Genomic DNA, 26052 nt, shown 5'->3' with positions numbered 1-26052 from the left:
GCGCCCGCGCGAGCATGAATTCGATTAAGATGAGAACGGATGAAGAAAGCCCAACGCTCGCTCGCGCCCGGGTTCTTGATCGCTTCGCCTCCGCTCGGAGATCCGAACTTCGATCGGACGGTCGTGCTGCTCGCGATGCACAACGAGGACGGCGCGCTCGGGTTCGTGGTGAACCGCGTCGCCCCGATGTCGCTCGGCGAGGTGCTGAAGCTTGCGGGCTACAAAGGTCCCGAGTCGAAGGACGAGGGCCCCGTGTTTCTCGGGGGCCCGGTGGCGCCGACGATGGGCTGGATCCTCTGCGTGGATCCAGGCCTCGACGCGGAGCAGGAGGGCGTGCTCGCGGTGGACGCGCGGATCCGGATCACGTCGCGCCGGATGGCGTTCGACGAGCTCGTGCAGGAACGGCTTTCGTTCGCGGGCGCTCCGGATCCGAAGCGGCGGATGGTGATGCTCGGCTACAGCGGCTGGGGGCCCGGGCAACTCGAGCGGGAGATCGGGACGGGCGCGTGGTTGCCCACGCCGCTCGACGAGGGCGTCCTCTTCGACGTGAACGTCGACGATCGGTGGGAGCGCGCCTACGCGCTGCACGGACTCACACCCGCCGTGATGATGTCGATGCGGAGCGTGGGCGAGGCGTAACGCGCCGCGTGTTCAGGGGTTCGGCGCGGACAAACCCCGGAAGCGGCGGTCGTGCCAGCGGAGCATCTCCAGGGTGCCGACCTCGCGGAGCCAAGGTTGGTCGTGGGGTCCCGGCAAGACGATCGCGTCGTGCGGGACCTTGCGCTTCGTGAGCTCGGCGGAGAGAGCGACGTTGGCCGCGCGGAACGGATCCGCGGTGCTCGTTTCGACGTGCACGCCGCGCGCGCCGTGGGCGGTGACGATCGAGGCGAGGCGATCGGCATACCCCGGGGCCCGATGTTCGCCGATCGCCGTCTGCACGACACCGAGCGCGCCGAAAGCATCGGGGCGGCGCGAAAAGACTTCGAGCGCGACGTAGCCTCCGAGCGAGCAACCATCGAGGGCCGTGCGAGCGACGTCGGTCGCCACGTGCGCTTCGCGGCGCGCGCGCGGCACGACGACCTCGGCGATCCAGCGCGCGTATCCGTCGAGCGCGGCCTTCGGGTTCGCCGCCTTGTTGACGTTCGGCGTGTAGGGGCAAGCGATCACGAAGCCGCGGAACGGCGCGCGCGTGAGCTCTTCGTTGACCGCGCGGAGATGTTCGTCGGTGAAGTCCAGCCGTTTCGACGTGCGCGCGATGGGCGGACGGCAGAGACGCGCGTACGCCGTCGCGAGTCCGTACCGTTCGAGCCAGGCATAGGCGCCCATGCGCTCGTCACCGGTCTCGCCGAGGCCATGCAAGAGGACGAGGAGCGGCGCCGGGGCCTTCGTGGGATCGAGGCCGCGCGGGATCGAAAGGGTCATGCGTCGGCCGAGCGCGCGATCGCCGGGAAGATCGAGATCGCGCACGTCGAGATCCGGGCCACCGGGATCGTTCGTTCGTTCGGCTTCGGCGCGTCGCGTCGTGCCGAGCGTCCACGCCGCCGCGGAGGCGCCGATCAGGAAGGCACGACGTGTCGTTCGCACGGTGACGCAGCGTAACCCACGCCCCCTGCGCGGGGCCACCCCGGGGGGCGAGTTGGCCGACCGGTCACCCCGGTTCCCGCTGCATTTCGGGATTTTGCCCGCGACCGATTCAGATCAATGCGATCCGTCCGAACGATCCTTGATACGTTCTCCGCCGCGCCGATTTTCCCCGGCGGCTCGGGAAGGGACATGCAGGAATCGAAGACCGGTCGCGCCGTACCGCAGCTGGACACCGTTGCCTCGGCCCTGGAACAGACGATCGAGAACGAGCCCGCGCTCCTGGATTTGCTCGCTCAGGCCCTCGCGAAGGGCGCGAGCCCCGGAGAGCTCTGGGACATGCTCCATCAGGCGGCACATCGCGACAACCGCATCGCCGAGCTCGCCGCTGCCTACGACGCGATTTGCCGCGACCGGAAGATTCGCCTGCTGCAGCCGGCCGCGCAGATCGAGCTGTTGCTCAGCGCCTCGGCGTTCCTCGTCGACTACGCCGGCGACGGCGCGACGGCGCAGCCGCACCTCGAGCGCGTCATGCAGCTCTCGCCGGGCAACGTCGACGCGTTCCAGCGCCTCGAAGCCATCCTGCGCGACCGCGAGGACTGGACGAAGCTCGCCGAGCTGTACACGCAGATGGCGGCGCACCGGCCGGACAAACAGGAGCAACTCGCGTTCCTCCGTGCCGCCGTGCAGATCCTCGCCGCGCTCCCGGGCGAGGAGGACAAGGCGTTCAAGCTCCACCAGCAGATCCTCCGGCTCGACCCGACCGACGCCGACAGCCGCAACGCGATGGCCGAGCGGTTCATCGCCGCGGGCCGCTTTGCCGACGTGGCGAAGCTCTACGAGCAAGCCATCGCCGCCGACCCGCCGCCGGCCGAGGAAGATCTCCTCGCGCTGCGTGAACAGGCCATCGAGCTCTACTCGGTCAGCCTGCACGAGATCGAGAAGGCGCTGCCGCACGCGGAGGAGGTGCTGAAGAAGAACCCCGACAGCGAGCTCGCGTGGCGCACGTGCGAACAGCTCCTCACGCACAAGACGCTCGCCGCGCGCGCCGCCGCCGCCATCGAGAACGTGTTCATGTCGCGCGAGCAGTACGAGGACGCCGCGCGCATGCTGACGATCCAGATCGACAGCGTGCGTGGCCCGCGGAGGCTCGAAGCGCAGAAGCGGCTCGCGGCCTTGCAGTACCAGCACCTCGGCGATCTCGGCGCCGCGTTCACGCTTTACGAGGGCATCCTCACGGTCGATCCGAACGACGACGAGGTGCGCGCGCGGTACCGCTCGATCGGCGCGGCGCTCGATCGCAGGCTCGACGTGACGCGCGTACTCACGCGCGCGTCGGCCGGCGCGAAGGATCCGCTCGTGCGGGCGAAGATCGCCGCCGACCTCGGCGAGCTCTTCCTGGAGACGGGGGATCCGAAGCGCGCGCGTGCATCGTTCCAGAGCGCCGTGGACGCGGGGCTCGCGGAGGACGCGGGCGTGCGCGCGGCGCGGGCCCTCGTGGATCTATGCGAGCAGGCTTCCGATTGGAGCGCGCTCGCCGCGGCGCTCGATCGTCTGAGCGACATCGAGCCCGAGCCGGACGCGCGCGCGGGCGCGGCCGAGCGGCTCGCGCGACTGCGCGAGGAGACGCTCGGAGATGCACCGGGTGCGATCGCCGCGTACCGGAAGCTCGTCGGTACGTCGCTCGAGAGCGACGCTTTGCCCGCGCTCGAACGCCTCTACGAGGCCGCGGGGGACGAGGTTTCGCTGGCCGATGTCCTCGAACGTCGCGCAGCCCTCGAGACCGACAGGGAAGCCGCGCGTGACCTCGCGTTCCGCGCCGCCGATCTCCGCGCCGCGCGCTCGAATGATCTCGGCGCGGTGCTCGACGGCTGGCGCAGGTTCCTCCAGACGTACGGACCGACGCGCGAGATTCACGCGCGCATCCTGCCCTTGCTCGAACGCGAGCAGCGGTGGGAGGAGCTCGCGCAGACGCTCGACGCCGAGGCGGGCCTCGCGCCGTCGGAGGAGCGCATCGCCATCCTCGCGAAGCTCGCGCAGGTTCGTCTCAGCCGTCTCGCCGACGGCGCGGGCGCGCTCGACGCGTATCGCCAGGCGCTCGACCTCGATCGCTCCGACAAGACGTGCCGTCAGGCCGTGGAGCGTATGCTCGGCAGTGGCGATCATCGGCTCGGCGCGGCCGACGTCCTCGAACCGATCTACCGCGAGGAGGGCGCCGCGCAGGGCCTGCTCAAGATCCTCGAAGTGCGCGGCGACGTCGCGAAGGAGGCCTCCGATCGGCTCGCTGCGCTGCGTGAGGCCGCGCAGCTCGCGGAGGGGGATCTCGGAGACACGAAGCGCGCGTTGCAGTTCGCGGGCCTCGGCTTGCGCATCGCGACGAACGACATGGCCGACGACGTGCCCGAGTGGCTGTCGGTCGTGGAGCGTCTCGCGGGCGACGACGCCGCGCGCCGCGCGGGCATCCTGATCCAGGCCCTCGGCAATCGGAACGTCGATCATCCGGCGATCGCGGAGCTCGCCAAGGCCACGGGCGAGGCGCTCGCGATTTACGGCGACTTCGTCGGCGCGCTCTCCGTGTTCCGGAACGCGCTCGCCTTCGAGCCGTCGTCGCCCGACCTCATCACGCGCATCGACGCCCTGCTGCAGAAGCACGGCAACGCGCAGGAGCGGCTCGCGCTCTACAAGGGCGCGCTCGCCGCGACGACGGATCCGGATCGGCGCCGGCAGATCTTCCACTCGATCGGCACGATCGAGCGTCGCGGTCTGCGTGACCTCGCAGCGGCGGCGGCCACGTACCGTCGCGCGCTGGAAGAGGATGCGGGGGATCGGGGCGCGTACGAGGCGCTGCTCGACGTGCTGGAGGAAGGCTCGGATGCAGAGGGCCTCTACGCGGCGCTCGCCTCCGGCGTGGAGCGCGCGGCCGACGCGGAGGAGCGTGCGGCCATCACGCTCCGCATGGCGAACCTGTCCGCGTCGCGTGGGTGGATCGAGCGCGCACGGCAGCACTACAGGAGCCTCCTTGACGAGGGCACCACGCTCTCGGACGAGACGCTCGATCGGATCGCGGAGCTCGCTCGGAAAGCTGGCGACAACGATCTCTATCGTGTGCTGCTCGAACGGCGCATCTCGACCGCGGACGGCCCGCTCGCCGAGGCGCGCTGGCTCGAACACCTCGCCGCGCTGAAGGCCGAGGCGTTCGGGGACACGGCGGCCGCGATCGAGGACTACCGGCGCGCCGGCGACCTCGCCGACGGCGGTGGAGACGGCGCGCTCGCCGAGCGGCTCTTCGAACGCGTGCTCGCGCTCTCGGCCGACGATCGCGAGGCGGCCGAGCGGCTCGTCGATCTCTATCGCCGCTCCGAGGCGTGGGAAAAGCTGCCCGCGGTCTACGAGGTCCTCTTCCGCACCGCGGCCGACGCCGCGGAGCGCGCGGACAAACTGCTCGCGTTCGAGGACGCGGCCATCCACGCGAAGGCCACGACGCGGTTCGTGGGCGCGGCGGACGCGCTCCTCGCGGACGAGGGCGCGCTCGACGTCGGTCCGCGCGAGGCGCTCCAGGCGGCGCGGGCGCGTGTGCTCGCAGCCGACCCCGATCGCCAGGAGGACGCCGCGGCGGCGTACCGGAGCATGATCCAGGGCGCGTCCGACCCCTGGACCGCGGTCGAGGCGTTCGAGGCGTTCCTCGATCGGAGCCCGCCTGCGCAGGCGCGGCTCGAGGATCGCCGCTGGGTGCTCGGCTTCCGTCTGCAGCGCGCCGAGGGCGATCGTCGCATCGAGGCGCTGCTCGCGTGGGCGGCGGCCGAGGAGAACGTCTTCAAGGATCCGCGCGCGGCCGCGGACCTCTACGCCCGCGTGCTGGAGCAGGATCCGCAAAACGACGCGGCGCTCGCAGCGCGCGGCAGGCTCCTTCTGGACGTCGGCGACGTCGAGGGCGCAGCGGCGATGATGGCCGCGCGTCGTGATCTGCGTGAGGGCGCGGAGCGGACGGCGCTCGAGCTCGAGCTCGCGACGCTTCTGCTCGATCGTCTCGGCCGCGTGGACGAGGCGCTCGCCGCGGTGGAGCCGGTACTCGAAGCCGAGCCGGGCAACGAGGGCGCGCTCGTGCTCCTCGAGCGTGCGCTCGCGCGGCCCGAGTCCCGCCGGCGCGCAGCCGAGCTGCTGGAGCGCGCCTGCGACACGACGGACGACGAGTCGATCGCGGCGCGGATCCTCAAGCTGCTCATCGCGACGCCCGCGGACGCGAGTGACCTCGTGGATCTCCGCGCGGGTTGGTTCACGCGGCTGCTCGACAGGCCCGGCGCCGCGCCGGAGATCGCCCTCGACCTCGCCGTGCGTGCGGTCGAGGAGCTGCCCTACGACGCCGCGTTGTGGGATCGCGCCGAGCAGCTCGGCCGCGACGCCGATCGGCCCGACCTCGTCGCCGAGGCCTACCGCAAGAAGCTCGAATCCGACTCCGTGCGCGAGCTCGATCCCGACACGCTCGACGACCTCGGGCGGCGCTCGGTCGACTATCACGAGGAGTTCTTCTTCGACGATCAGGACGCCGTCATGAAGCTCCTGCGTCGGGTCGTGGACGTCGCTCCCGACGCGCTCTGGGCGTTCGAGCGCTTGAAGCTCGCGTACAACCAGAACGAGCGCTGGGCGGACCTCTTCTCGCTCTACGACCAGGCCATCGAGCGCACTGACGACAAGTTCGCGCGCGTCGAGCTCCTGGAGGACGCGGCCGAGTCGGCGAAGGACCTCGCAGGCGATCCGGATCGCGCCGTGCAGTACCTGGAGCAGCTCCTGCCGCTCAAGCCGCGCGACAAGAAGATCCGCACCTCGCTCGAGCGGCTCTACGAGCGCCTCGGCCGTCACCGCCCGCTCATCGATCTGCTCTCGCACGAGCTCGCCTCGCTCGACGTCGAGGCGGCGCAGAAGCTCCGCGCGCGGATCGCCACGTTGTGGCTCGACGGCGTCGCCGAGCCCGACGCCGCCTTCCGCGTCGTCGAGGAGATGCTCTCCGTCGAGCCGTCGCGTGCCGAGGCGCTCGACCTCCTGGAGCGGGTCCTCGCCGCCACGGGCTCGGCCGAGCCGCTCTCGATCCGGCCGAGCGCGGAGGCCGAGAACACGGCTCGCCAGCGCGCGGCCGTCGTCCTCGAACGGCGCTACCGCAACGAGGAGCGCCACGAGGACCTCGCGCGCGTGCTCGCCGTCCGCCTCGAAGCCGCGGTCGATCCGACCGCGCGCGGCGCGCTCCTGCGCGAGATCGTCTCCCTGCGCGCCGATGTCCTCGACGACCCGGCGAGCGCGCTGGAGAGCCTCGCCGCGCTCGTCGCGCTGGAGCCCGCCGAGCCGAGCCACCGCGTCGAGCTCGAACGCCTCGCCGCGCGCGTCGATCGCTTCGATCGGCTCGCCGAGGTCCTCGTCACGGTCTCCGAGGGCGCCCCGGGCGCGCTCAAGATCGAACTCCTCTCGCGCGCTTCGGCGATCTACGTCGAGAAGCTCGGCGATCGCGGTCGCGCGATCGATCTCGGCCGGACGATCCTCTCGCTCGAACCGGAGCACCCCGAGCTCGTGGTCGGGCCTGCGCGTGACCTCGAGCGCCTCCTCGCGGAGGAGGGTCGCTCGGCGGAGCGCTGCGAGGTCCTCGAACGGCTCGCGCGCCTCGAAAAGGATCCCGACGCGCGCCGCGCCACATTGCTCGAGGTCGCGCGCATCGCGTCGAGCGAGCTCGGCGACAAACCGCGCGCCATCGCGGCGTATCGCGCTCGCCTCGCGGACGAGCCGCGTGACCTCGACGCGCTCGGCGGCCTTTCGCTCGACCTCGAATCCGAGAGCCGCTTCGGCGAGCTCGCGGAGGTCCTCGAGCGCCGCGCCGAGCTCACCGAGGGGGATGCCGCGCGGCAGGATCTGGTGCGCGTCGCGGCGATCTGCGACCAGGAGCTCCGCGACGTGGCCCGCGCGATCACCGTGTGGGAAGGCGTGCGCGCCCGCTTCGATGCCGACGACGAGAGCTGCGACGCGCTCGCCCGGCTCCTCGAAAAGGCAGCACGCTGGCCCGATCTCGTGGAGTTGCTCCGCACGAGCGCCACGCAGGCCGACGAGGCCGGGACCAACGTCGCCCGCGCGGCGGAGCTCTACCGCCGCCTCGGTGACGTGCAGCGAGATCGCACCGGGCAGTGGGCCGAGGCCGTCGCAAGCTACGAGGCCGCGATTCGTTGCGCCGATCCGGGTGGCCTCGCGCTCTCCGGCCTCGAATCGTTGCTCTCGCTGATCGACCTCGACGACGAGGCGCGTCGGCCCATCCTCGCGGCCGCGGTCCGTGTGCTCACGTCCGCGTATGCGGCCTCGGGCGACTGGCAGCGCACCATCGATCTGCTCGAGCCGCGCCTCGCCGCCGCGACGTCCGCCGCAGATCGTACGGCGATCCTCACGGAGACCGCGTCGCTGCACGAGCACCGCCGGAGCGACCCCTCCGCGGCGTTCGACGCGGTGTGGCGCGCGTTTGCCGCGGTGAAGACGCCCGAGCTCTCGGCCGAGGTCCTGCGCCTCGCCGCGACCGCGGACCGCTGGGCCGACGTGGCCGACGCGTTCCCGGCGATCGAGGCGCAAGGCGATGTCCCACCCGACGTCGCGCGGGCCCTCTGGTGGAGCGTCGCGCTCTGGCACCGCGATCGCCGCGGGGACGCGCGCGCCGCCGAGATCGCCATCGAGCGCGCGCTCACGTACGACCCGACGAACGCCGAGATGCTCGCGGCGCTCGTCGAGCTGCGTCGTCACACGCCCGGCAAGCCCCTCGTCGACGCGCTGCTGCGCCTCAGCGAGGTCTCCGCGGACGCGCTCCCGCTCCACCGCGAGGCCGTCACGGTCGCCAGCGACCACGTGGGCGACCCGAGCCTCGCGAAGAGCATCGCCGAGGCCATGCTTCAGAAGGCCGAAGCGCGCTGGCTCGGCGAGGGCTCGGACCCGCTCAGCGAGGCCGCGACCTTCGCCGCGTGGGCGCTCGACGTCCTCGTGCGCATCTGCCGCGACGAGGGTGACCTCGCGCGTGTCGTCGCGCTTTGCCTCGACGGCGCGAAGCTGCCCTTCGAGTCCTCGCGCCGCCGCTCGCTTCGCCTCGCTGCCGCCGAGATTTCCGACGCGCAGCCGGCGATCGCGATCTACGAGGAGCTCTTCGGCGAGGATCCGACCGACGAGCTCGTCGGCTCGCGCCTCGAAGAGCTCTATCGCAAGGAGGGGCGCCGCGCCGAGCTCCTCACCCTGCGCGAGCGCCAGATCTCCGTGACCGACGACGTCCTCGCGCGCGTCGATCTGCGCGTCGACCTCGCGTTCCTGCTCGTCGAGTCGGGCGACGCGGATCGCGCGATCGGGTCGCTCCGCAAGAACCTCGAAGAGAGCCCCTCGCACGCGCCCACCGTCGACAAACTCGCCGAGCTCTTCGGCGAGCGTGGTGATCACGGCGCACTCGCGGCGCTCTGGGAGGATCAGGCGGCGCGACGCGAGGCCGATCGCGACACGGCGGCGGCCGCCGAGCTGTGGCGACGGGCCGCCATCATCGCCGAGACGCGCGTCGGGGATCTCCCCCGCGCGATCAGCGATTACCGCCGTGCCGCGCGGTACCGCGACATGGCCTCGCTCGACGCGCTCGCGCGCCTCTTCACGGCGCGCGGCGATCACGCGGCCGCCGCGGAGGTCCTCGAGACCATCTGCACGGACGCGCCGGCCGACGCCTCGCCGCACCCGGTCCTGCGCCTCGCCGAGGCCTACATCGCCTCGGGCGAGCCCGCGCTCGCGCAGCAGCGCCTCGAAGAGGCACAAGGCCGCGTCGCCGACCCGGCGCCGCTTCGTGCTCGCCTCTCCGTCCTCTACCGCGAGGCGGAGGCGTGGGGCCCGCTCGCCGAGCTCATCGCCATCGAGGCCGCGCACACCGAGAACGCCGCGAAGCGCACGGCCCTCCTTCGCGAGGCCGCCGATCTGCACTTCTCGAAGCGGAACAAGCCGGAGGCGGCCGTCCCGCTGCTCGAGCAGGCGGCACAGCTCACGCCCGACGATCGCGCGATCAAGCTCTCGCTCTGCGACGCGCTGAGCGCCGCGGGTCGTTCGGACGAGGCCTCGAACATCCTTCGCCAGATCATCGACGCGTACGGCAGCCGTCGGCCGAAGGACCGCGCGATCGTGCACTACTACCTGGCGCGGGTCTTCCTGTCGTCGGGGGATCGCAAGGCCGCGCTCGCCGAGCTCGACGTCGCGCTCAAGATCGACCCGACGCACCCGGAGATCCTGCTCGCGCTCGCGCGCCTGTCCTTCGACGAGGGCCAGTTCGATCGGGCGCAGCGCACGTACCGCTCGCTGCTCATGATGGTGCGGCGCCTGCGCGACGAGCAGGGCACGCCCGCCGTCACGCGCACCGAGGTGCTCATCGCGCTCGCCGAGATCGCCGATCGCCAGGGCGATCCCGATCGCTCGGCCGAGCACGTGGAGTCCGCGTTCGAGGCCTCGCGCGAGAGCCCGGACGAGGCCGATCGCCTCGTGCGCGCCCTCCGCGGCCGTCAGAACCACGCGCTCCTCGCGCGCGCGCTCGAGCTCCGGCTCGAGGGCGCGGGCGGCGACGCGGCGGCCACGGCGCCCGTCCTCGCCGAGCTCGCCTCGCTCTACGAGCAGCACCTCGGCCGCGCCGAGGACGCGCTCTCGCTATGGCTGCGCGCGCTCGCCGTGCGGCCGACCTCCGCGGACGCGCATCGCTCGGCGCTCGGGCTTGCTCGCCGCCTCGGCGCGGTCGAGAGGTACCTCGACGCTCTGCGTAAACTCGTCGCCGCGACGACCGTCGATCCTCCGCTCGTCGACCTCCTCCTCCACCTCGGTCGTGCGCTCTCCGGCGAGGGGGGCGACGCGGCCCAGGCGGACGAGGCGTTCCGGCGCGCCGAGGCGCTCTTGCTGGAGCGGCCGGGCGATCGCCGGATCCACGAGGTCTGGCGCGCGCTTGAAGCCTCCTGCGAGCAGCGCGGTGATCGCGAGGGGCAGATCGCTCTGCTCGAAAAGCGGATCGCTGCCGCGAGCGAGAGCGCTCCGCCGGCCGAGCTGGCCGATGGCCTCTACCGCCTCGCCGAGCTCGCGCTGCGCGAGCCCGGCGGCGCGGCGCGCGGCGTGCCCGCGCTCGAGCGTGCTCTCTCGCTCGACGCGTCGCCCGATCGTGCCGAGGCGATCTTCCGCCTCGGCCTTCAGCGCGAGGAGAACGCGGCCCTGATCGCCCCGGTCTTCGAGCGCTTCGCGCGCAAGCACGAGCGCCCCCGTGCGCTCGTCGACGCGCTCGTCCTGCTCGCGCCCGAGCGCGGGGCCGACCTCTACCGCGAGGCCGTCTCCGTCGCCGAGGGGCTCGGGGACACGGCGCTCGTCGAGTCCGTCCTGCGGCGCGCGCTCACCCGCGAGGAGGGCGTCGCCGATACCTCGGACGACCTCTGGGCCCTCGTCGCGCTCGCCAAGGTGCGCGCCGCGGCCGAGGACTGGGCCGAGGCGCGTGCCCTCGAAGAGCGCGCCGCGCGCGTGTCCGCCCCCGGCGATGAGCGAGGCCACCTGCTCGCGGCCGCGTCGATCGCTCGCGACAAACTCGGCGACCTCGCCGGAGCCGCGCGGCTTTATGCCGAGCTCTTCGAGCGTGAGCCTGCCGATCGCGACCTCTGGGGTCCGCTCGCCGATCTCTACCGGAGCCTCGGCGAGGACGAGTCCCTCGGTCGCCTCATCGAGCAGGTCGTCCCGCTGCTCGAGACGGTCGAGGATCGCTCGCGCATGCGCCTCGAACGCGCGCGCCTCGCGCAGAAGCGTGAAGGCGGCGCCGACGAGGCGATCTCGGCCCTCACGGAGTTGCTCGACGACGATCCCGCGAACGAGGAGGCGGCGACGCTGCTCTCCGACTTGCTTTCGGCCGCGGGTCGCTTCGAGGATCTCGCCTCGCTCCTCGAGCGTCGCATCGACCTCGCCAAGGATCGCGAGGACACGGTGGGCGTCGCGTCGCTCTCGATGCGGCTCGGCGCGCTGCTCGAACAGCAAGGCGAGTCCGCCCGCGCCCGCGACGCCTACCACGGCATCCTCGACTGGGACGCGACGAATCTGGACGCGCTGCGCTCCATCGTGCGCATCTGCGAGAAGGCCGAGGATCCCTCGGAGCTCGCGGACGCCCTCGAAAAACTCCTCGGCGCCGAGAAGGGCGAGGCTGCGGAAGCCACGGCGCAGCGGCTCGCCGCGATCCGCGCCGAGCAGGGCGACGAGGACGGCGTGGATCGCGCGCTCGAAGCGGGTTACCGGGCGTTCCAGACGAGCACCGTCCTCGGCGTCAAGCTGAAGGAGCGCTTCGAGTCGCGGGAGGATTTCCGCAAGGTCGCGGACGTCTACCAGATCGAGGCCGAGGGCCGGACCTCGAAGGAAGACCGCGTCGGTTGCCTCCGCAAGGCCGCCGCGATCCTCCGCGACAAGGAGCAGGATCTCCCGGGCGCCATCGAGATCCTGAAGCGCGCGCTCGATATCGACCCGCTCGATCGCGCCCTCGTCGCCGAGCTCGTTGGGGCTCAAAGCGAGATGGGTGATCACCAGCTCGCGGCGGCCTCGATCGCTTCGGCGGCGGCGAACGTCGAGGGCGTGGCCGCGGTCGAGCTCCTGCTCCACGCAGCGCGCCTGCTCCTCGCGACGCCCGAGGGCGCGAGCGCTGCGGTCGAGCTCGTCGAGGATGCGCGTCGCCGGCAGCCGGACGCGTGGGAGCCCGTCATCGTGCTCGCCGAGGCGTACGTCGCGGCGGGTCGCGTCGACGAGGCGCGCCCGCTCGCCACGAACGCCGTCGCCGCGTACGAGGGCCGTCGGTCGAGGACGCTCGCGGCTGCGCACCGCGCGCTCGCGCACGTCGAGCGCGCGTCGGGCAACGACGACGCCGCGTTCGAGCAGCTCTCGAAGGCGTTCGACAACGACGCGGCCAGCGCCGAGATCGCGCTCGAGCTTGGTCAATTCGCGGTCGATCGTGGCGAGCACGACGTCGCTTCGCGCGCGCTTCGTGCGGTCACGATGATGAAGATCACGACGCCGGGCTCGGCCGAGGGCACGACGTCGCGAGGCCGCGCGCTCGCGTATTTCCACCTCGGAAGGCTCGCGGTTGCGCAGGGGGATCGCGGCAAGGCGCGCCTCCTCGTCGAGAAGGCTCTCGCCGAGGACGCGAACCTCGACGCCGCGCGTGACCTCGCGGACGAGCTCGCGAGCGGCTGATCCGGCTCATTTTCCGCCCTTCTGGAACCGCGCGCCGCACACCCCCGCGGCGCGCGCCCTCCTCCTCCTTCATCCCCGCTGCTGCGCCGAACTCTCGCCGAGGCCTGTTTTCAGGCGGTTTTCGGGCCTTTTTGTGGTCCTTCTCCTCGGCTGCTCGCCCCTCTTTCGGCCGGTTCACCGCCTGGTAGAGCGACTCTCCGCGGCGAAATCGCTATTTCCCCCCGAAGATTTCGCTTTTTTCGCGACGCACGCCGTGTATGGTTCACCCGAGCTGAGCGCGCGGCGAGGGGTCGCGCGCGACGCGGAGCTCGGAGGAATTTGCAATGGCGACCAAGAAGAGTGCTGGGGGCGGGGCGAAGAAGTCGTTGAGCAAGAGCGCTCTGATCCAGGCGATCACGGAGGCTGCTGGGGACGAGATCTCCCGCAAGCAGGTCAAGAGTGTGCTCGAGTCTCTGGTCACGGTCGGGCACCGTGAGCTGAAGAAGTCGGGCGTCTTCACGCTGCCGGGCTTCGCGAAGTTCCGGGTGGTGAAGCGGCCGGCGACGAAGGCACGCCAGGGCATCAACCCCTTCACCAAGCAGCCGATGACCTTCCCGGCCAAGCCCGCCAGCAAGTCGGTGCGTGCGCGCCCGATCAAGGCGATCAAGGACGCTCTCGCCTGATAAACCGCTGCTCCCCGTCGCGGCAGCAGCGCGCGACGAACGGCCCTCGCGATGCGCGTGGGCCGTTCGTTTTTTGTGCGCTCGAAAAACGAGCCCGCGAACCTTGGGGCTCCAACCATTCGCCGGGCCGACGCGCGGCGCGGCCCTCACCCGATGGAGAGCCGCGCCGCCGCGGGACGCTTCACTTCTTCTTCTTGTAGACCTGGATGGCCACGGGCCCCGTGCCCGTCTTCGCCGTCGCGTTGACCTTCACCATCGCCGGCACCGGCCACGGCCACGCGTAGCAGCTCGTCTTCTGGCCGATCGACGCCGATGCACCCGCCTCCTGATCCACCGCGAGCGTCGGGTTTGCCGCGAGCGCGCCGAGCTGCGCCGGCAGCGCCGTCGCCATGTCGAGCGTCAGCGCCAGGTTGAGCTCCGTCACGCCGCCCGCGCCCTGCCCGATCACCGTGTAACAGAAGCCCGGCTCGAGCATCATCGTCGGCGTCGAGGCCGTCTGCCCCTCGGGCACCACCATGCAGAGCTGCCCACCTTCGGGCTTCATGCCGGGCGCCTCCACCTTCCCGCGCCCCTCCACCATCGTCGTCAGCGCCAGCGACTGCACCGAATCACACGCCGCGACCGTCGGCGGGGGCGGGGGAGGCGGGGGCGGCGGGGGCGGCGGCGGGGGCATGAAGCCGGCGTCCGGACCCGGCTGCGGCGGCGTCTCGGGCTCGCTGCCGCAGCCCGCCGACATCACTACGACCATCATCGACACGGCCGCCGCAGCGGCCCCCATGCACACCATCGAACGCGTCATCGGACCCTCCTCGAGGCTCGAGGGGCGCAAGAGGTGCGCCGCGCGAGACAGAGTCGCGCTCATACACCCGAAGCCTACGCGGGGCCACAATCGATGAGGCCGCTCGGGGCGGCTTCCGCCTCGGTCATCGCACGGGCACGCCGAGCTCCTCCATCTCTCGCTGGATGCAGATGCGGGCCACGATGAGCGCGCGGGCTCGGAGCGACGCGTCGAGGTGCGCGGCCGTGTTCGCGTCGTCGAGCGCCTCGCGCAGCATGCCGCGCTCGAGGTTCGCGATGGCCCGACACAGGTGGTACTCGGCGCGCTCCGCCGCGATCCCCATCCCCGCGCCTGGCTTGAGCTCTTCGTCCAGGAACCAGCGCCCGAACGTTCCGGGCGGAACGTCCGTCCCCTTCGACCCCCCGCTCCTGTCGCTCATGAACAAGTATTTAAAGTTACTTTGCTGAGGCGGGCAGGGGCCTGGTGCGCGGCGGGCGAGGGAGCGTGGGGACGAAAAACGGCTTTGGCCGATCCGCTGTTGCTTGACGCCCGTCCAATCCGTCGGGAAGGCAGTCGTAAGTTTCACGGGCTGCCCGCGTTGATTGATAGGGTAGGACCCAGCATTCGCCCGACTCCCGAGGAGGTCGCCTTGAATCGAACCATCGTCATCTCGTCCGCGCTGCTCGTCGCGCTCGCGCTTGCGACCGGCTGCGAGAAGTCCGACGACTCTCAGCCGGCCCAGACGGCCGCAAACCAGCAGAACCCCTACCAGCAGCAGCAGTATCCGCAGGGGCAATACCCGCAGGGGCAGTACCCGCAGGGGCAGTACCCGCAGGGCCAGTACCCGCAGGGGCAGTACCCGCAGCAGCAGCCGTATCCGCAGCAGCAGCCGTACCCGCAGCAACAGCCGTACCCGCAGCAGCAGCCGGCGCCTCAGCAGCCGGCCCCGCAGGGCACGACGCAGCAGCCGGGCGGCTTCCAGTTCCCCACGATCCCCGGCTTCCCCGCCCCGGGCGGCACCACGACGACGGGCGGCACGACCCAGACGAGCAGCGGCGCGCAGGCGCAGCGCATCGACCCGAACCTCGCCGGCGCGGCCACCTTGCCGCTCACGGCGTTCGCCCAGCAGTCGGCCCCGGGCATGCAGCGCGACGGCAACGTCGCCGCGGCGAACTTCTCCGAGGGCAGCATCCTCGAGGAGCCCGTCAACCTCCAGCCGGGCAAGTGCTACACGGTGCTCGCCGTCGGCGCGGGGCCGAGCGAGGTCGACATCCAGCTCGTCGCCACGACGCCCGTGCCCGGCATGAGCCCGGTCCTCGCGCAGGACAGCGGCAGCGGCCAGCAGGCCTCGCTCGGCGGCGGCGGCAATTGCTACAAGTGGCCGTGGCCGATGGCGGGGCAGGCCAAGTACGTCATCAAGGCGACGCGTGGATCGGGCGTCATCGCGGCGCAGCTCTACTCGAAGTGAAATGACGTAGCCTCGGATCGAGGCGAAAAGCGCGGGGGCGCGGCTCGACGGATCGAGCGGCGCCCCCGTGGTGTTTTGTGCGGCTGTTTGTCAGGAGAGGATGCCGGGCGCGGGGAAGCTCGTGCAGAGCTCCTTCACCTCGCCGGCGATACGCGCGATGCGCGCCTCGTCCTGCGGATGGTCGGCCACCTCGGCCATCCACCCCGCGATGAGCCCCATCTCCTTCGGGCCCATGCCACGCGACGAGATCGACGGCGTGCCGATGCGGAGCCCCGACGGATCCATGGGCTTGCGCGGATCGTTCGGGATCGCGTTGTAGTTGCCCACGAGCCCTGCGCGATCGAGCGCCTTCGCGTACGGCTTTCCGCCGATGTTCTTCGGCGTCATGTCGACGAGCAGGAGGTGGTTGTCCGTGCCGCCCGTGATGAGCCGGAAGCCCTTCGCTTCCAGCGCCTCGCCGAGCACCCGCGCGTTTTCCACCACGCGCGCAGCGTACTGCTTGAACGACGGCTCCATCGCCTCGCGCGCGGCGACCGCGATCGCGGCCGTCGTGTGGTTGTGCGGACCGCCCTGCAGGCCGGGGAACACCGCGCGATCGATCGCGGAGGCGTGCTCGGTTTTGCACAGGATCGCCGCGCCGCGCGGGCCACGGAACGTCTTGTGCGTGGTCATCGTCACGACGTCCGCGATCCCGATCGGCGACGGATGCGCCCCGCCCGCGACGAGCCCCGCGATGTGCGCGATGTCCGCCGCGAGGATCGCGCCCACCTCGTCCGCGATGGCGCGGAACGCGGGGAAGTCGAGCGTGCGCGGGTAGGCCGTCGTGCCGCACCAGATGAGCTTCGGCCGGTGCTGCCTCGCGAGCTCGCGCACCTGGTCCATGTCGATGCGGTGATCCTCCGCGCGCACGCCGTAGGGCACGCTCGTGAAGAACTTGCCCGTGATGCTGACGTTCCAGCCGTGCGTCAGGTGCCCGCCCGCGGGCAGGCCGAGGCCCATGATCGTCTCGCCGGGCTTCACGAACGCGAGGTAGACGGCGAGGTTCGCGGGGCTGCCCGAGTAGGGCTGCACGTTGACGTGCTCGGCTCCGAACACCTGCTTCATGCGGTTCTTGGCCAGCTCCTCGACCTGATCGATCTGCTGCTGGCCCTCGTAGTACCGCTTGTGCGGGTAGCCCTCCGAGTACTTGTTCGTCAGGACCGACCCCGTCGCCTCGAGGACCGCGCGCGAGACGTAGTTCTCGCTCGCGATGAGCCGGATCGTGTCGGCCTCCGCGCGCTCCTCGCGGCGGATGAGCTCGGCGATCTCGGGATCGACCTCGGACAGCGGGCGATGGCCCTCGGGTTTGGTCGTCACGGCAGTCATCCGACTTCGAACTCCCCGCGGCTCAGAAGATCCGCGACGCGCCAGAGGAACGAGTTCGCCAGCACGCCGTCGACGATCCGGTGATCGTACGAAAGCGCCATGTACATGACCGGATGGATGGCGATCACGTCCTCGCCGTCGCGCGTCACCACGACAGGCCGCTTCTTGATCTCGCCCATGCGCAAGATGCCCACGTTCGGCTGCGAGATGATCGCGCCGCCGAAGAGGTTGCCCTTGAGGCCGGGGTTACTCACCGTGAACGTCGTGCCGGCGAGGTCGTCCGCGGTGATCTTGTTGGCGCGGGCGCGCGTGGCGAGATCGTCGATCTGCGCCGCGACGCCCCGCAGCGAGAGCTGATCGGCGTGCTTGATGCTCGGCACGATGAGGCCGCCGGGCGTGTCGACGGCGACGCCGAGGTTGATCTCCTTGAGCACGGCGAAGGAGTTGTCGAGCACGCGCGCGTTGAGGTGCGGGTGCTCGCGCAGCGCGCGGACCGTCGCGGCGCAGATGAAGGCGAGGAACGTGAGCGGCACGCCCTCCTTCTTGAAGCGATCCTTGTGCTGCTCGCGCAGCTTCGTGGTCGCCTGCAGATCGACCTCGGCCACCGTGACCACGTGCGGCGACGTGATCTTCGAGTACGCCATGTGATCGGCCGTGATGCGGCGGCGGCGCGAGAACGGAATGACCTCGTCGCCCGGTCGCGGCGTGTACGGCGGCACCTTGTACGCGCCGTACCCGACACCCGGGATCGGCGGGACAAACCCGCCGCCCGCCTGCACGAGCTGCGCGAGCTCCGGCGCGGCTGCGATCGGCGCGACGGGCACGGCCGCGGGGGCCGGCGGAGGCGCGGCAGGCGCCGGCGCGGCAGGCGCCGGCGGGGGCGTGGCATGGGCCACGCGGCGCACGTCGTCGTGCGTGATGCGCCCGTGCTCGCCCGTGCCTTGCACCTGGCTCAGATCGACGCCTTCTTCACGCGCGAGCTTGCGCGTCGAGGGCGAACCGAGCGGCTGCGCCGCGGCCTCGGCCTTCGTCTCTTTCGGCGCCTGCGGCTCGGCCGGCGCGGGGATGACGGGGCGCACCACGTCTGCGCCGGCGGTCGCCGTCTCGTCGATGCGGCAGAGCAGCCCGCCCTTCGGGACCACCGCCCCTACGGGCGCATCAATCTCGGCGACCCGCCCCGCGGTAGGCGAGGGGACCTCGGTGTCGGCCTTGTCCGTCGCGACCTCCAGGAGCGGCTGCTCCCGCGCCACGAAGTCGCCTACACGCACGAGCCACTTGGTCACCGTCCCCTCGGCCACGCTCTCACCGAGCTGGGGCATGACTACGTCGATCATGGAGTTCGCTCCTGGAAATCCCCGCGCTTTCGGGTCCGGCTTGCGGGGGGGCCGCTCGTATACGCCCGGCGCCTGGCGAGGGCAACGTGGGCGCACGCGCAGAGCGACGATCTTGGGCTTCTTCCGCTGTCAGAGCGCCGTGCCGGCGGACGCCTTCGCGAGCGCGCGGTCGACGGCGTGGGTGCTGAAGCCCACGAGGATCTGCCCGCGGATGTCGATGACCGGGATGCTGCCCCCGCGCTGGCCCGCCTTGTCGAGCTTGTCGCGCATCTCGCGGGCCGCCTCGGGGCTCGCCTCCACGTCCTTCTTCACGACGCGCACTCCCTTGGAGCGCAAATAATCTTCCGCCTGGTGGCAGGGTTTGCACCAGTCCGCGCCGTAGACGATCACCGTCAGATCCGAGGCCACGACGGGCGGCTCGTCCGCCTTTTTCGGCCCCTGCGCCGCGCTCGGCGCGCCCGTCGGCGAGGGCTGCGGCGGAGGCGGGGCGATCTTCGCGAGGTACGCGCTCCGCCGCTTCTCCACCTCGGACTCCCACGCGCGCCGCGTCATCGTCCGCGCCGCGTACGTCCCGTCCTCGCGCTTCTTCGTCAGATCGACGACGTAAAACAGGCTTTTCGTGCCCTCCTCGCGATCACTCACGACGACACGCACGAGCGATCGACCCTCCGCCGGCACGTCCGCGGGCTTGAGCTCCACGTGCATGTCGCCCTTCTCGTCGATCCACGTGAGCAGGAGGTTCGGCGTGTCCTCGCCGATCGCGAGCGCCGGCAGCTCCTCCGTCGTCGCGAGCGGCGTCGTGCCGTCGTCTTCCTTTTTGGTCGAGCACGCGGCCGCGCTCGCCAGCGTGACGAGCGCGAGCATCGCCACGGCGCGGAGGCGCCTCACGCCGTCCTCCCCACGTCTTCTGCCGCGAGCTCCTCGCCGAGCGTCATCCACTCCGTCATCGACGTGTCCACGCGCTTCGCGAGCGCTTGCTCCTCGGCCACCATCTTCGCGAGTTTTTCCCAGTCCCCGCCCGGGTCCTGCTTGAGCACCTCGCGCATCCGCCCGAGCTCGGCCTCGCCCTTCGCGATCTCCTCTTCGAGCTCCTTCACGCGCTTGCGCTTTCGCTCGAGCGCCCGCGACGCGGCCTTCTCCGCCTCGAACGCGCGTTTCTTGTCGAGCGGCGACTCCGGCCCCTTCGCTTGCGCCACGACCGTCGACGCGCTCCGCTTCACCGCGCGCTTCGAGCGCCCATCATCCTGCGCACGCTCATCCTCGCGCGCGTCGTCGTCCTCCTCGGGTGGCGCGGCCGGCCGGGACAAACTCGCCTGGAAGTCGCGGTATCCGCCGGGGAAGAGCTCGATCTTGCCGCCGTTGAACGCGCAGATCCGCGTGGTCACCGCGTCGAGGAAGCGGCGATCGTGCGACACGAGCAGCACCGATCCCTCGAAGCTCGCGAGCGCCTCTTCGAGGATCTCGGCCGCCGGGATGTCGAGGTGGTTCGTCGGCTCGTCGAGGAAGAGCAGATTGCGAGGTTCGAGCAGGAGCTTGGCCAGGGCGAGCCGGCTCCGCTCGCCGCCGGAAAAACCTTCCACTTTGCGCAGCGTGTCGTCGCCGTAGAACCGGAACCGCGCGAGGTACTGCCGCGCGGCGTCGACGTTCATGTCGCCGCGCACGCTGCGGATCTCCTCGACCGCGGTCTTGTTCGGGTCGAGCGAGCCGAGGTGCTGATCGAAGTACCCCTCGCACAGGTTCGTCCCGCGCTTGACCTCGCCCTGATCGTCCTCCGCGCCGCGGCCCGCGAGGATCTTCAAGAGCGTCGACTTGCCACACCCATTCTGCCCGAGGATCCCGATCCGCTCCCCGCGACGCACGAGCAAATCGAAGTCCGAAAAGAGCTGCCGCCCGCCTCGCTCTGCCGCGAGCCCGCGCGCGTCGAGCACGATGTCCCCGCTCCGCGGCGCCTGCACGAAGCGGAAGGCGACCTTCTCGGCCCGCGCCCACACGTCCTCCGGCCGGTCGACGGTCTCCATCTTGTCGAGCATTTTCCGCCGGCTCTGCGCCTGCTTCGTCTTCTGCCCCGCGATGTTCCGCCGGATGAACTCCTCGGTCTTCGCGACGAACGCCTCCTGCCGTTCGGCGAGCTCGCGCTCCCGTTCGAGATCCTCCTCCCGCGCCTCCGCGTATCGCGAGTACGCGAGCGGATACACGCGGAAACTCCGCCGCCCGAGCTCCATCGTGATCGGGCAGAGCGCGTCGAGGAACGCGCGATCGTGCGAAACCACGAGCATCGCGCTCGGCAGACCCGCGAGGTGCCGCTCGAGCCAGGCGATCGTCTCGATGTCGAGGTGATTCGTCGGCTCGTCGAGCAAGATCAGGTCCGGCGTGTTCGCGAGCGCCACGCCGAGGTGCAGCCGCCCTCGCTCCCCGCCGGACAGGCTCCCGAGCGCGCGGCCCATGTCCTCGTGCGAGAAGCCGAGGTGCGCCGCGAGCATTTCCACCCGCCGCTCCAGCGCGTCCCCGCCCGCCAGGTGGTACTTGTCCGTCGCGGTCGCCAGCCGATCGAGCGCTTGTTTCGTCCCGCTCGCGGCCGCGTGCGACGCCTCGTCGAGCTCCTTCCGCAAGGAGAGCAGCTCGTCGAACCCCGACAGGAACGCTTCGAGCACCGTGCCGACCTTCGGCAGCTCGTGCGACTGCCGGACGTACGCGACCCGCGTCCCCCGCTTGATCACGACCGAGCCCGCGTCCGGGACGAGCTCCCGCGCGATCAGCCGCATGAGCGTGGACTTTCCCGCGCCGTTCGGCGCCACGAGCGCGGCCCTCTCCCCCGGGGCGAGCGAGAACGTCACCCCCTGAAAGAGCTGATTTGCGCCGTACCCGAAGCCGAGTCCGGAGACCTGAAGGACGGTCATGGCCGGCAGTCTTAGCATGTAAGGCGGGGGGCACCCGACATCCGGCCCCAGGGGACGCCGGAACCTCGCGCCATCCGCCCCGAACCTGGATAGGATGTGCCCTGATGACGAACGCCACGGACCTCGAACCCACCGCCCTCGCCTGGACCGAGGAGCTCGCGCGCGCGCTTCAAACGCGCACGGCGTGGAGCCAGCTCGGCACCGTGGAAATCGTCGAGCACTCTGGCGCGGCCACGCTGGGCGGCGTCATCGATCGTCGCCTCATCCGCCTGGAACAGGGCAAGCCCGTCGAGGAGACGCTCGAGAAGTGGCGCGGCTCGGCGGATGGTCGCATCGTCGACCGGCTCGTCGTGCAGGCGAACACGATGCTCCTGCGCCGCTTGCCGCCGGCGCGCGTGGTCGAGTCCTTCGGCCCTGGATGGCTCGCCGACTTCGAACCGAAGGGCCCGATCGTCGTCCTCGGCACGGCCGCCGATCTCGTGAACGTCGTGCGCACGTTCCGCGACACGCCGCTCGGGAGCCGCATCCGCCCCTCGGCGGCGGATTGCAGGCCCGGATCGCTCGTGGCCGTGGCCGGCGAGGGGCTCACGGCGACGATGGTGTGCATGGTGTCCTTGTCACTGACCCCGCAGGGCATTCACGTCGTCAGCGTTGTCGACAACAAATCGCGAACGAACGCGAAACTCTCGCGCGCCGACGCCACGATCGCTGCCCAGCGCCCCGTCTGATTGCCAGAATCGTGCTCCGACCCGCGCGGGCACGATTCTAACGTTCCACGCACACCACATCGGTTTTTCGCGCCAGGCCGCTGGCGGTACGTGGAGTTGTGCGTTGTCAGTGAAAAGAATGGGATCCCATTCATTTAAATACATGGGATCCCATGGATTAAAATTGAATGGGATCCCATGCATTTGAGGGCCCGTTCCAGCTGCGTGGCCATTTCTTGGTGTAAGGTCGTGAAACGCCTCGCTCGGCGACCGGAAACGGTATAGATTCGATCTTATCTATTCGTCCCTGCCGATATGTTTTCGGCGGGCGAGCCGCCTGACGCATCGCAGCGCGCGACGGTATATCGCGCTGCGGCGCCAAACCCTGGCCGATCGAGGAGAATTGTATGTCCGGAGAGGCGAAGCATGAAACCAATAATGTGGGCTGGGATGCCATGCCACCCTCGTCGCGCGCGCCGGCCTTCGTGACCACGCAGGAGGGGGTGAACAACCCCGATCGGAAAGGCGCCGAGGCGGCGCTGCACAACCTCAAGCTAGCCCAGGCCGAGCACCCGTTCTGGCGGAACCGCTTCTTCAAAGCGTGCACGGCCGGGCACCTGACGAAGGCCGATTTCCAGTTCTTTTTCGGCCAGTACTACCTCTACAACCGCAACTTCACCCGATACCTCGCCGCGCTGATGGCGAACTCGGACAACGATTACCATCGCGCGCGGCTGTCGGAGAACCTGTGGGAGGAGGGCGGCGGCCAGGAGACGGACAAACGCCACGCCGAGATCTTCCGCAAGTTCCTCCGCGATGGGCTCGAAATCGACATCGATAAGACCGACTATCTCGACGCCTCGCGCTTCTTCGTGCGCGAATTCCTCGATTTCTGCCTGCGCTCCCACCCCGCCGCGGGCTCCTCGTTCCTGTCGCTCGGCACCGAGGGCATCGTCTCGCGGATGTATACGATCATGGTCGAGGGCATGCTCAAGGCCGGGATCTCCGAGGAGTTCCTGACCTTCTTCCGCATTCACATCGGATGCGATGACGAGCACGCGGCGACGCTGGAGGACATGATGCTGTCCTACATGCACACGCCCGACTGGTACAACACGTGCCTGTCGTCGATGAATTACGCGCTGAGCCTGCGCCACCGCTTCTTCGAGAGCCTCTACGACGCCATCCAGGGTCGGAAGCTCCAGGGCGTGCTGAGCCGCATCCAGGCGCGCCGCTCCCTCGCCCCCCAGTTCCCCGAGTCCAGCCAGATCCGCTTCGCCTCCGGCCAGCGCGGCGTCGCGAGCTACGAAAACGAGTCCGTCGAGCGAATCCCCTTCAAGTCGGAGATCCTCGACACCCGCATCGTCCGCATCCCGCCCGGGAAGGTCAACGAGCGGCACAAGCACGCCCACGAGATGGTCCTCCACATCGCCGAGGGCACCGGCCGCGTGCAGGTGAACGAGTCGACCGTCGAGGTGAAGGCCGGCGATACGGTCTTCGTGCCCCGCTGGTCGCTCCACCAGACGCAGAACACGGGCGACGGCGAGCTCGTGATGCTCGCCTTCACGGACTACGGCCTCACGCGCCGCGCCTACCAGAACGAGCCCCCGCCGGCTCGCCCCGCCCCGCGCAAGGAAGAAGGCGTGATGGCGCAGGCCGTCGCCGACGCCGAGGAGTAAACGCGCCGCCTGGGGCGCAAAAACGAGAATGGCCCGGCCGAAACAGCCGGGCCATTCTTCATTTGGGGCCCAAGGGTTCGAGCCCGAAGCGATCCGTCAGAATCGCTTCGTCGGATCCTGGTCGAGCTTCTTCAGGTTGAGCTCGATGCGGCGGTTGCCCGGGTCGAGCTCCAGCGCCTGCTGCCAGAACTTGCGCGCGTCCTCGCGCTGGCCGTTGCGCAGCGCGGTGAAGCCCTGATCCATGAGCGTCGCGACCTCGCGCTCCTTGAGGCGCGCGGCGATCTCCTCCGGCGTCTCCTCGGGCGGCGGGGGAGGCGGCGGCGGGGGAGGCGGCGGGGGAGGCGGCGGAGGAGGCGGCGGGAACGCCTGCGACGAGAGCTCGCGCGGCACCGGCGGCGCGTTGAGCGCGTCGAGGCGCATACGCGCGTTCGTCGGGATCTGCGCCTTCTGCTGGAAGCCGGGGTCCGGCCCGAAGTCCCAGTCGTCCTTGCTGCCCTGCTGCTGCGTGATGCGGCCGGGCCGCACCGAGGGACGCGGCGCATCGTCGTCGGACGGGCCGAAGCGCGCCTTCTCGTCGAGCTTGCGCACGCCCTCCATCAGGATGTGCTGGTAGTCGCCGTTGATCGTGCGCTCGAAGTCCGGCGGGAACGGCGCCATGTTGAAGACGCCGTCCTCGACCGCGATCATCTCGTGCACCGCCTCCTCGCCGACGATGTTGTCCCAGACGGCGTGCACGATGTCGCCGTTATGGATGAGGATGATGCCCGAGACCTGGCCACGCGCGATGCGGAGCGCGGTCGTCTTGCGGCCGAGGCAGAGCATCTGGATGACGTCGACCGCCGAGAGCTCGGAGAGGCTCCCGAGCAGGCTGTCACGCGTCTCCATGGCCTGCAGGAGCGCCGCGCGGAGCTCGTGCAGGTCGAAGGGCTTGCGCATCAGCTTGAGACAGCCGACCGCGTGCGCCTTGTCGCGGATCGTCGCGACATCGAACGCGGTCATCACGATCGCCCGCGTGTCCGGCGTCTCCACCGCGGCCCAGACGACGAGGTCCATGCCGCTCATGCCCGGCAGGTGGACGTCGGTCACCAGGACGTCGATCGGCGTCTCGCGCAGGATCTGCCGCCCGACCTCGGCGTTCTTGGCCAGGAGGACGTCGTATCGATGGTTGTCCTGGTACAGGAACCGATGGAGAGCGAGGACGATCCCGTCCTCGTCGTCGACGATCAGCACTCTGTGGCGTCGTTGAGCCATGGCTGTTCTACCTGCCGGTCATGATGGGCAACGTGATCGTGACGCACGTTCCCGAGACGTTTCCGCTCCGTCCGCCGATCGTGATCGAGCCACCGTGGTCGGTCACGATTCGATAACATATCGAGAGCCCGAGCCCCGTGCCCGTAGGCTTGGTCGTGAAGAACGAGTCGAAGACCTTGTCGACGAGTTCCTCCGGGATCCCGCTGCCCGTGTCCTCCACGTGCAGGACCATCCGCTCGTCCTCGATGCCCGCGTGGACCTTCAGCTCCCCGCCCTCCGGCATCGCGTCTGCCGCGTTGATGAAGAGGTTCAAAAGGACCTGCTGGAGCTGGTCCTGATCGATCCAGAGCGGGCGCAAAAGGCCGTAGCGCGTGCTGAAATGGATGTTGTTGAGCCGCCCCTCGGCCGCGCCGCGCGCGCGGTTCACGATGGTCGGCAGATCGGCCTTGGTGCGCCGGGGCGGCCGGTGGCGCACGAAGCCGAGGAGCTGGCCGAGCATGTTGTTCAGCCGGTCGATCTCGCGGTTTACCGCGTGTAGCGAATCGCCGAGCCCGGCCTCGGCGGCCTCGTGCTCAATCGACTGGATCGTCGCCTTGATCGCGGCGAGGGGGTTGCCGATCTCGTGCGCGACCATCGCGCATGCCTTGCCGACCTCGGAGAGCCGCTCGAGTTGCCTGCGCTCGGCCTGGAAGCGCTCGGTCTCCGTGACGTCGTGCATGGAGATGATCGTGCCGAGCCGGTTCGAGCGGATGAGGCGGTAGCCGACGATGGTCTTGTTGCCGGCTTCGTCGAAGGCCTCGACCGTGAGCTCTTTCGTGCGCGGCGGGCCGTCGCGCCCGAGCACGTTCTCCACGTGCTCGAAGATCTTGTTGATCAGCGGGGCGCCGCCCGCGCGTCGCGTGATCAGGTCGTCGGCGACGCGGTTCGTCACGACGACCTCGCCCCCCTCGTCCACGATCACGACACCCACCCCGATCTCGTCGAGCAGGGTGGTCCCCGATGAAAACGGTACGTTGGGACGGTTTTTCCTCATGGTTTGGAGGGGGGAGGCGCAGCGTAGGCGCAGCGATCGTCCATTCTACGACGCTCGCGCCACCCCCGCGG

General features: G+C 70.3%; 15 protein-coding genes. 6 read left to right on the top strand and 9 right to left on the bottom strand.

The genetic code is table 11. The features are described 5' to 3' along the window. Nucleotides 1-39 precede the first annotated feature (39 nt). Nucleotides 40-639, top strand: coding sequence for a YqgE/AlgH family protein (locus tag KEG57_RS27625; protein WP_272458911.1), 600 nt, complete (start codon nucleotides 40-42; stop codon nucleotides 637-639). 12 nt (nucleotides 640-651) lie between these two features. Here the strand turns inward: KEG57_RS27625 and KEG57_RS27620 are convergent, their stop codons facing one another. Then, the gene (locus tag KEG57_RS27620; protein ID WP_272458910.1) at nucleotides 652-1584 is read right to left on the bottom strand and encodes an alpha/beta hydrolase; all 933 of its coding nucleotides are present in this window, start codon (nucleotides 1582-1584) and stop codon (nucleotides 652-654) included. A gap of 117 nt (nucleotides 1585-1701) precedes the next feature. Here KEG57_RS27620 and KEG57_RS27615 point away from each other — a divergent pair, with 117 nt between their 5' ends. Both KEG57_RS27615 and KEG57_RS27610 read left to right on the top strand, forming a co-directional pair. Beyond that, nucleotides 1702-12807: a tetratricopeptide repeat protein gene (locus KEG57_RS27615; RefSeq protein WP_272458909.1), complete on the top strand. Its 11106-nt coding sequence runs from the start codon at nucleotides 1702-1704 to the stop codon at nucleotides 12805-12807. A gap of 323 nt (nucleotides 12808-13130) precedes the next feature. Further along, a complete protein-coding gene (locus KEG57_RS27610; RefSeq protein WP_153818780.1) occupies nucleotides 13131-13469 on the top strand; it encodes an HU family DNA-binding protein in 339 nt (112 codons plus the stop codon). Nucleotides 13470-13650: 181 nt separating this feature from the next. On the opposite strand, the gene KEG57_RS27605 is transcribed toward KEG57_RS27610, so the two are convergent. Together KEG57_RS27605 and KEG57_RS27600 are read right to left on the bottom strand one after the other, a co-directional pair. Further along, nucleotides 13651-14268, bottom strand: coding sequence for a hypothetical protein (locus KEG57_RS27605; RefSeq protein ID WP_272419067.1), 618 nt, complete (start codon nucleotides 14266-14268; stop codon nucleotides 13651-13653). Between the two features lie 124 nt (nucleotides 14269-14392). Then, a complete protein-coding gene (locus tag KEG57_RS27600) occupies nucleotides 14393-14686 on the bottom strand; it encodes a hypothetical protein (RefSeq protein ID WP_272419069.1) in 294 nt (97 codons plus the stop codon). Nucleotides 14687-14896: 210 nt separating this feature from the next. Between KEG57_RS27600 and KEG57_RS27595 the strand changes: the two genes are divergently transcribed. Further along, on the top strand, nucleotides 14897-15715 hold the full coding sequence (locus KEG57_RS27595) for a hypothetical protein (RefSeq protein WP_272419070.1): 819 nt from the start codon (nucleotides 14897-14899) through the stop codon (nucleotides 15713-15715). Nucleotides 15716-15805: 90 nt separating this feature from the next. Here the strand turns inward: KEG57_RS27595 and glyA are convergent, their stop codons facing one another. From glyA to KEG57_RS27575, 4 genes are all read right to left on the bottom strand, one after another. Then, on the bottom strand, nucleotides 15806-17071 hold the full coding sequence (gene glyA, locus KEG57_RS27590) for a serine hydroxymethyltransferase (RefSeq protein WP_372518261.1): 1266 nt from the start codon (nucleotides 17069-17071) through the stop codon (nucleotides 15806-15808). Nucleotides 17072-17076: 5 nt separating this feature from the next. Then, the gene (locus KEG57_RS27585; protein WP_272458907.1) at nucleotides 17077-18414 is read right to left on the bottom strand and encodes a dihydrolipoamide acetyltransferase family protein; all 1338 of its coding nucleotides are present in this window, start codon (nucleotides 18412-18414) and stop codon (nucleotides 17077-17079) included. A gap of 129 nt (nucleotides 18415-18543) precedes the next feature. Beyond that, on the bottom strand, nucleotides 18544-19302 hold the full coding sequence (locus tag KEG57_RS27580) for a glutaredoxin domain-containing protein (protein WP_272458906.1): 759 nt from the start codon (nucleotides 19300-19302) through the stop codon (nucleotides 18544-18546). Continuing rightward, a complete protein-coding gene (locus tag KEG57_RS27575; protein WP_272419078.1) occupies nucleotides 19299-21311 on the bottom strand; it encodes an ABC-F family ATP-binding cassette domain-containing protein in 2013 nt (670 codons plus the stop codon). The genes KEG57_RS27580 and KEG57_RS27575 overlap by 4 nt, the downstream gene beginning before the upstream one ends. Nucleotides 21312-21415: 104 nt before the next feature. Here KEG57_RS27575 and KEG57_RS27570 point away from each other — a divergent pair, with 104 nt between their 5' ends. Together KEG57_RS27570 and KEG57_RS27565 are read left to right on the top strand one after the other, a co-directional pair. Beyond that, complete coding sequence (locus KEG57_RS27570) at nucleotides 21416-22039, top strand: hypothetical protein (RefSeq protein ID WP_272419079.1); 624 nt, start codon at nucleotides 21416-21418, stop codon at nucleotides 22037-22039. Nucleotides 22040-22473: 434 nt separating this feature from the next. Then, complete coding sequence (locus KEG57_RS27565; protein WP_272458905.1) at nucleotides 22474-23697, top strand: iron-containing redox enzyme family protein; 1224 nt, start codon at nucleotides 22474-22476, stop codon at nucleotides 23695-23697. Nucleotides 23698-23793: 96 nt separating this feature from the next. Here the strand turns inward: KEG57_RS27565 and KEG57_RS27560 are convergent, their stop codons facing one another. Both KEG57_RS27560 and KEG57_RS27555 read right to left on the bottom strand, forming a co-directional pair. Then, the gene (locus KEG57_RS27560; RefSeq protein WP_272419083.1) at nucleotides 23794-24948 is read right to left on the bottom strand and encodes a DUF4388 domain-containing protein; all 1155 of its coding nucleotides are present in this window, start codon (nucleotides 24946-24948) and stop codon (nucleotides 23794-23796) included. Nucleotides 24949-24955: 7 nt separating this feature from the next. After that, on the bottom strand, nucleotides 24956-25981 hold the full coding sequence (locus tag KEG57_RS27555; protein ID WP_272419084.1) for a two-component system sensor histidine kinase NtrB: 1026 nt from the start codon (nucleotides 25979-25981) through the stop codon (nucleotides 24956-24958). Nucleotides 25982-26052 lie beyond the last annotated feature (71 nt).

Source organism: Polyangium jinanense (assembly GCF_028435365.1).
The sequence above is the reverse complement of the archived record's forward strand: the minus strand, read 5'-3'. Positions and strand labels throughout refer to the sequence as shown.

Bases quoted from the DNA above. Each gene is read 5' to 3' on its own strand.
- KEG57_RS27570 (WP_272419079.1), top strand. From the start codon at position 21,416: ATGACGAACGCCACGGACCTCGAACCCACCGCCCTCGCCTGGACCGAG.
- KEG57_RS27600 (WP_272419069.1), bottom strand. From the start codon at position 14,686: ATGAGCGACAGGAGCGGGGGGTCGAAGGGGACGGACGTTCCGCCCGGA.
- KEG57_RS27565 (WP_272458905.1), top strand. From the start codon at position 22,474: ATGCCACCCTCGTCGCGCGCGCCGGCCTTCGTGACCACGCAGGAGGGG.
- KEG57_RS27585 (WP_272458907.1), bottom strand. From the start codon at position 18,414: ATGATCGACGTAGTCATGCCCCAGCTCGGTGAGAGCGTGGCCGAGGGG.
- KEG57_RS27560 (WP_272419083.1), bottom strand. From the start codon at position 24,948: ATGGCTCAACGACGCCACAGAGTGCTGATCGTCGACGACGAGGACGGG.
- KEG57_RS27605 (WP_272419067.1), bottom strand. From the start codon at position 14,268: ATGACGCGTTCGATGGTGTGCATGGGGGCCGCTGCGGCGGCCGTGTCG.
- KEG57_RS27615 (WP_272458909.1), top strand. From the start codon at position 1,702: ATGCGATCCGTCCGAACGATCCTTGATACGTTCTCCGCCGCGCCGATT.
- KEG57_RS27610 (WP_153818780.1), top strand. From the start codon at position 13,131: ATGGCGACCAAGAAGAGTGCTGGGGGCGGGGCGAAGAAGTCGTTGAGC.
- KEG57_RS27575 (WP_272419078.1), bottom strand. From the start codon at position 21,311: ATGACCGTCCTTCAGGTCTCCGGACTCGGCTTCGGGTACGGCGCAAAT.
- KEG57_RS27625 (WP_272458911.1), top strand. From the start codon at position 40: ATGAAGAAAGCCCAACGCTCGCTCGCGCCCGGGTTCTTGATCGCTTCG.
- KEG57_RS27555 (WP_272419084.1), bottom strand. From the start codon at position 25,981: ATGAGGAAAAACCGTCCCAACGTACCGTTTTCATCGGGGACCACCCTG.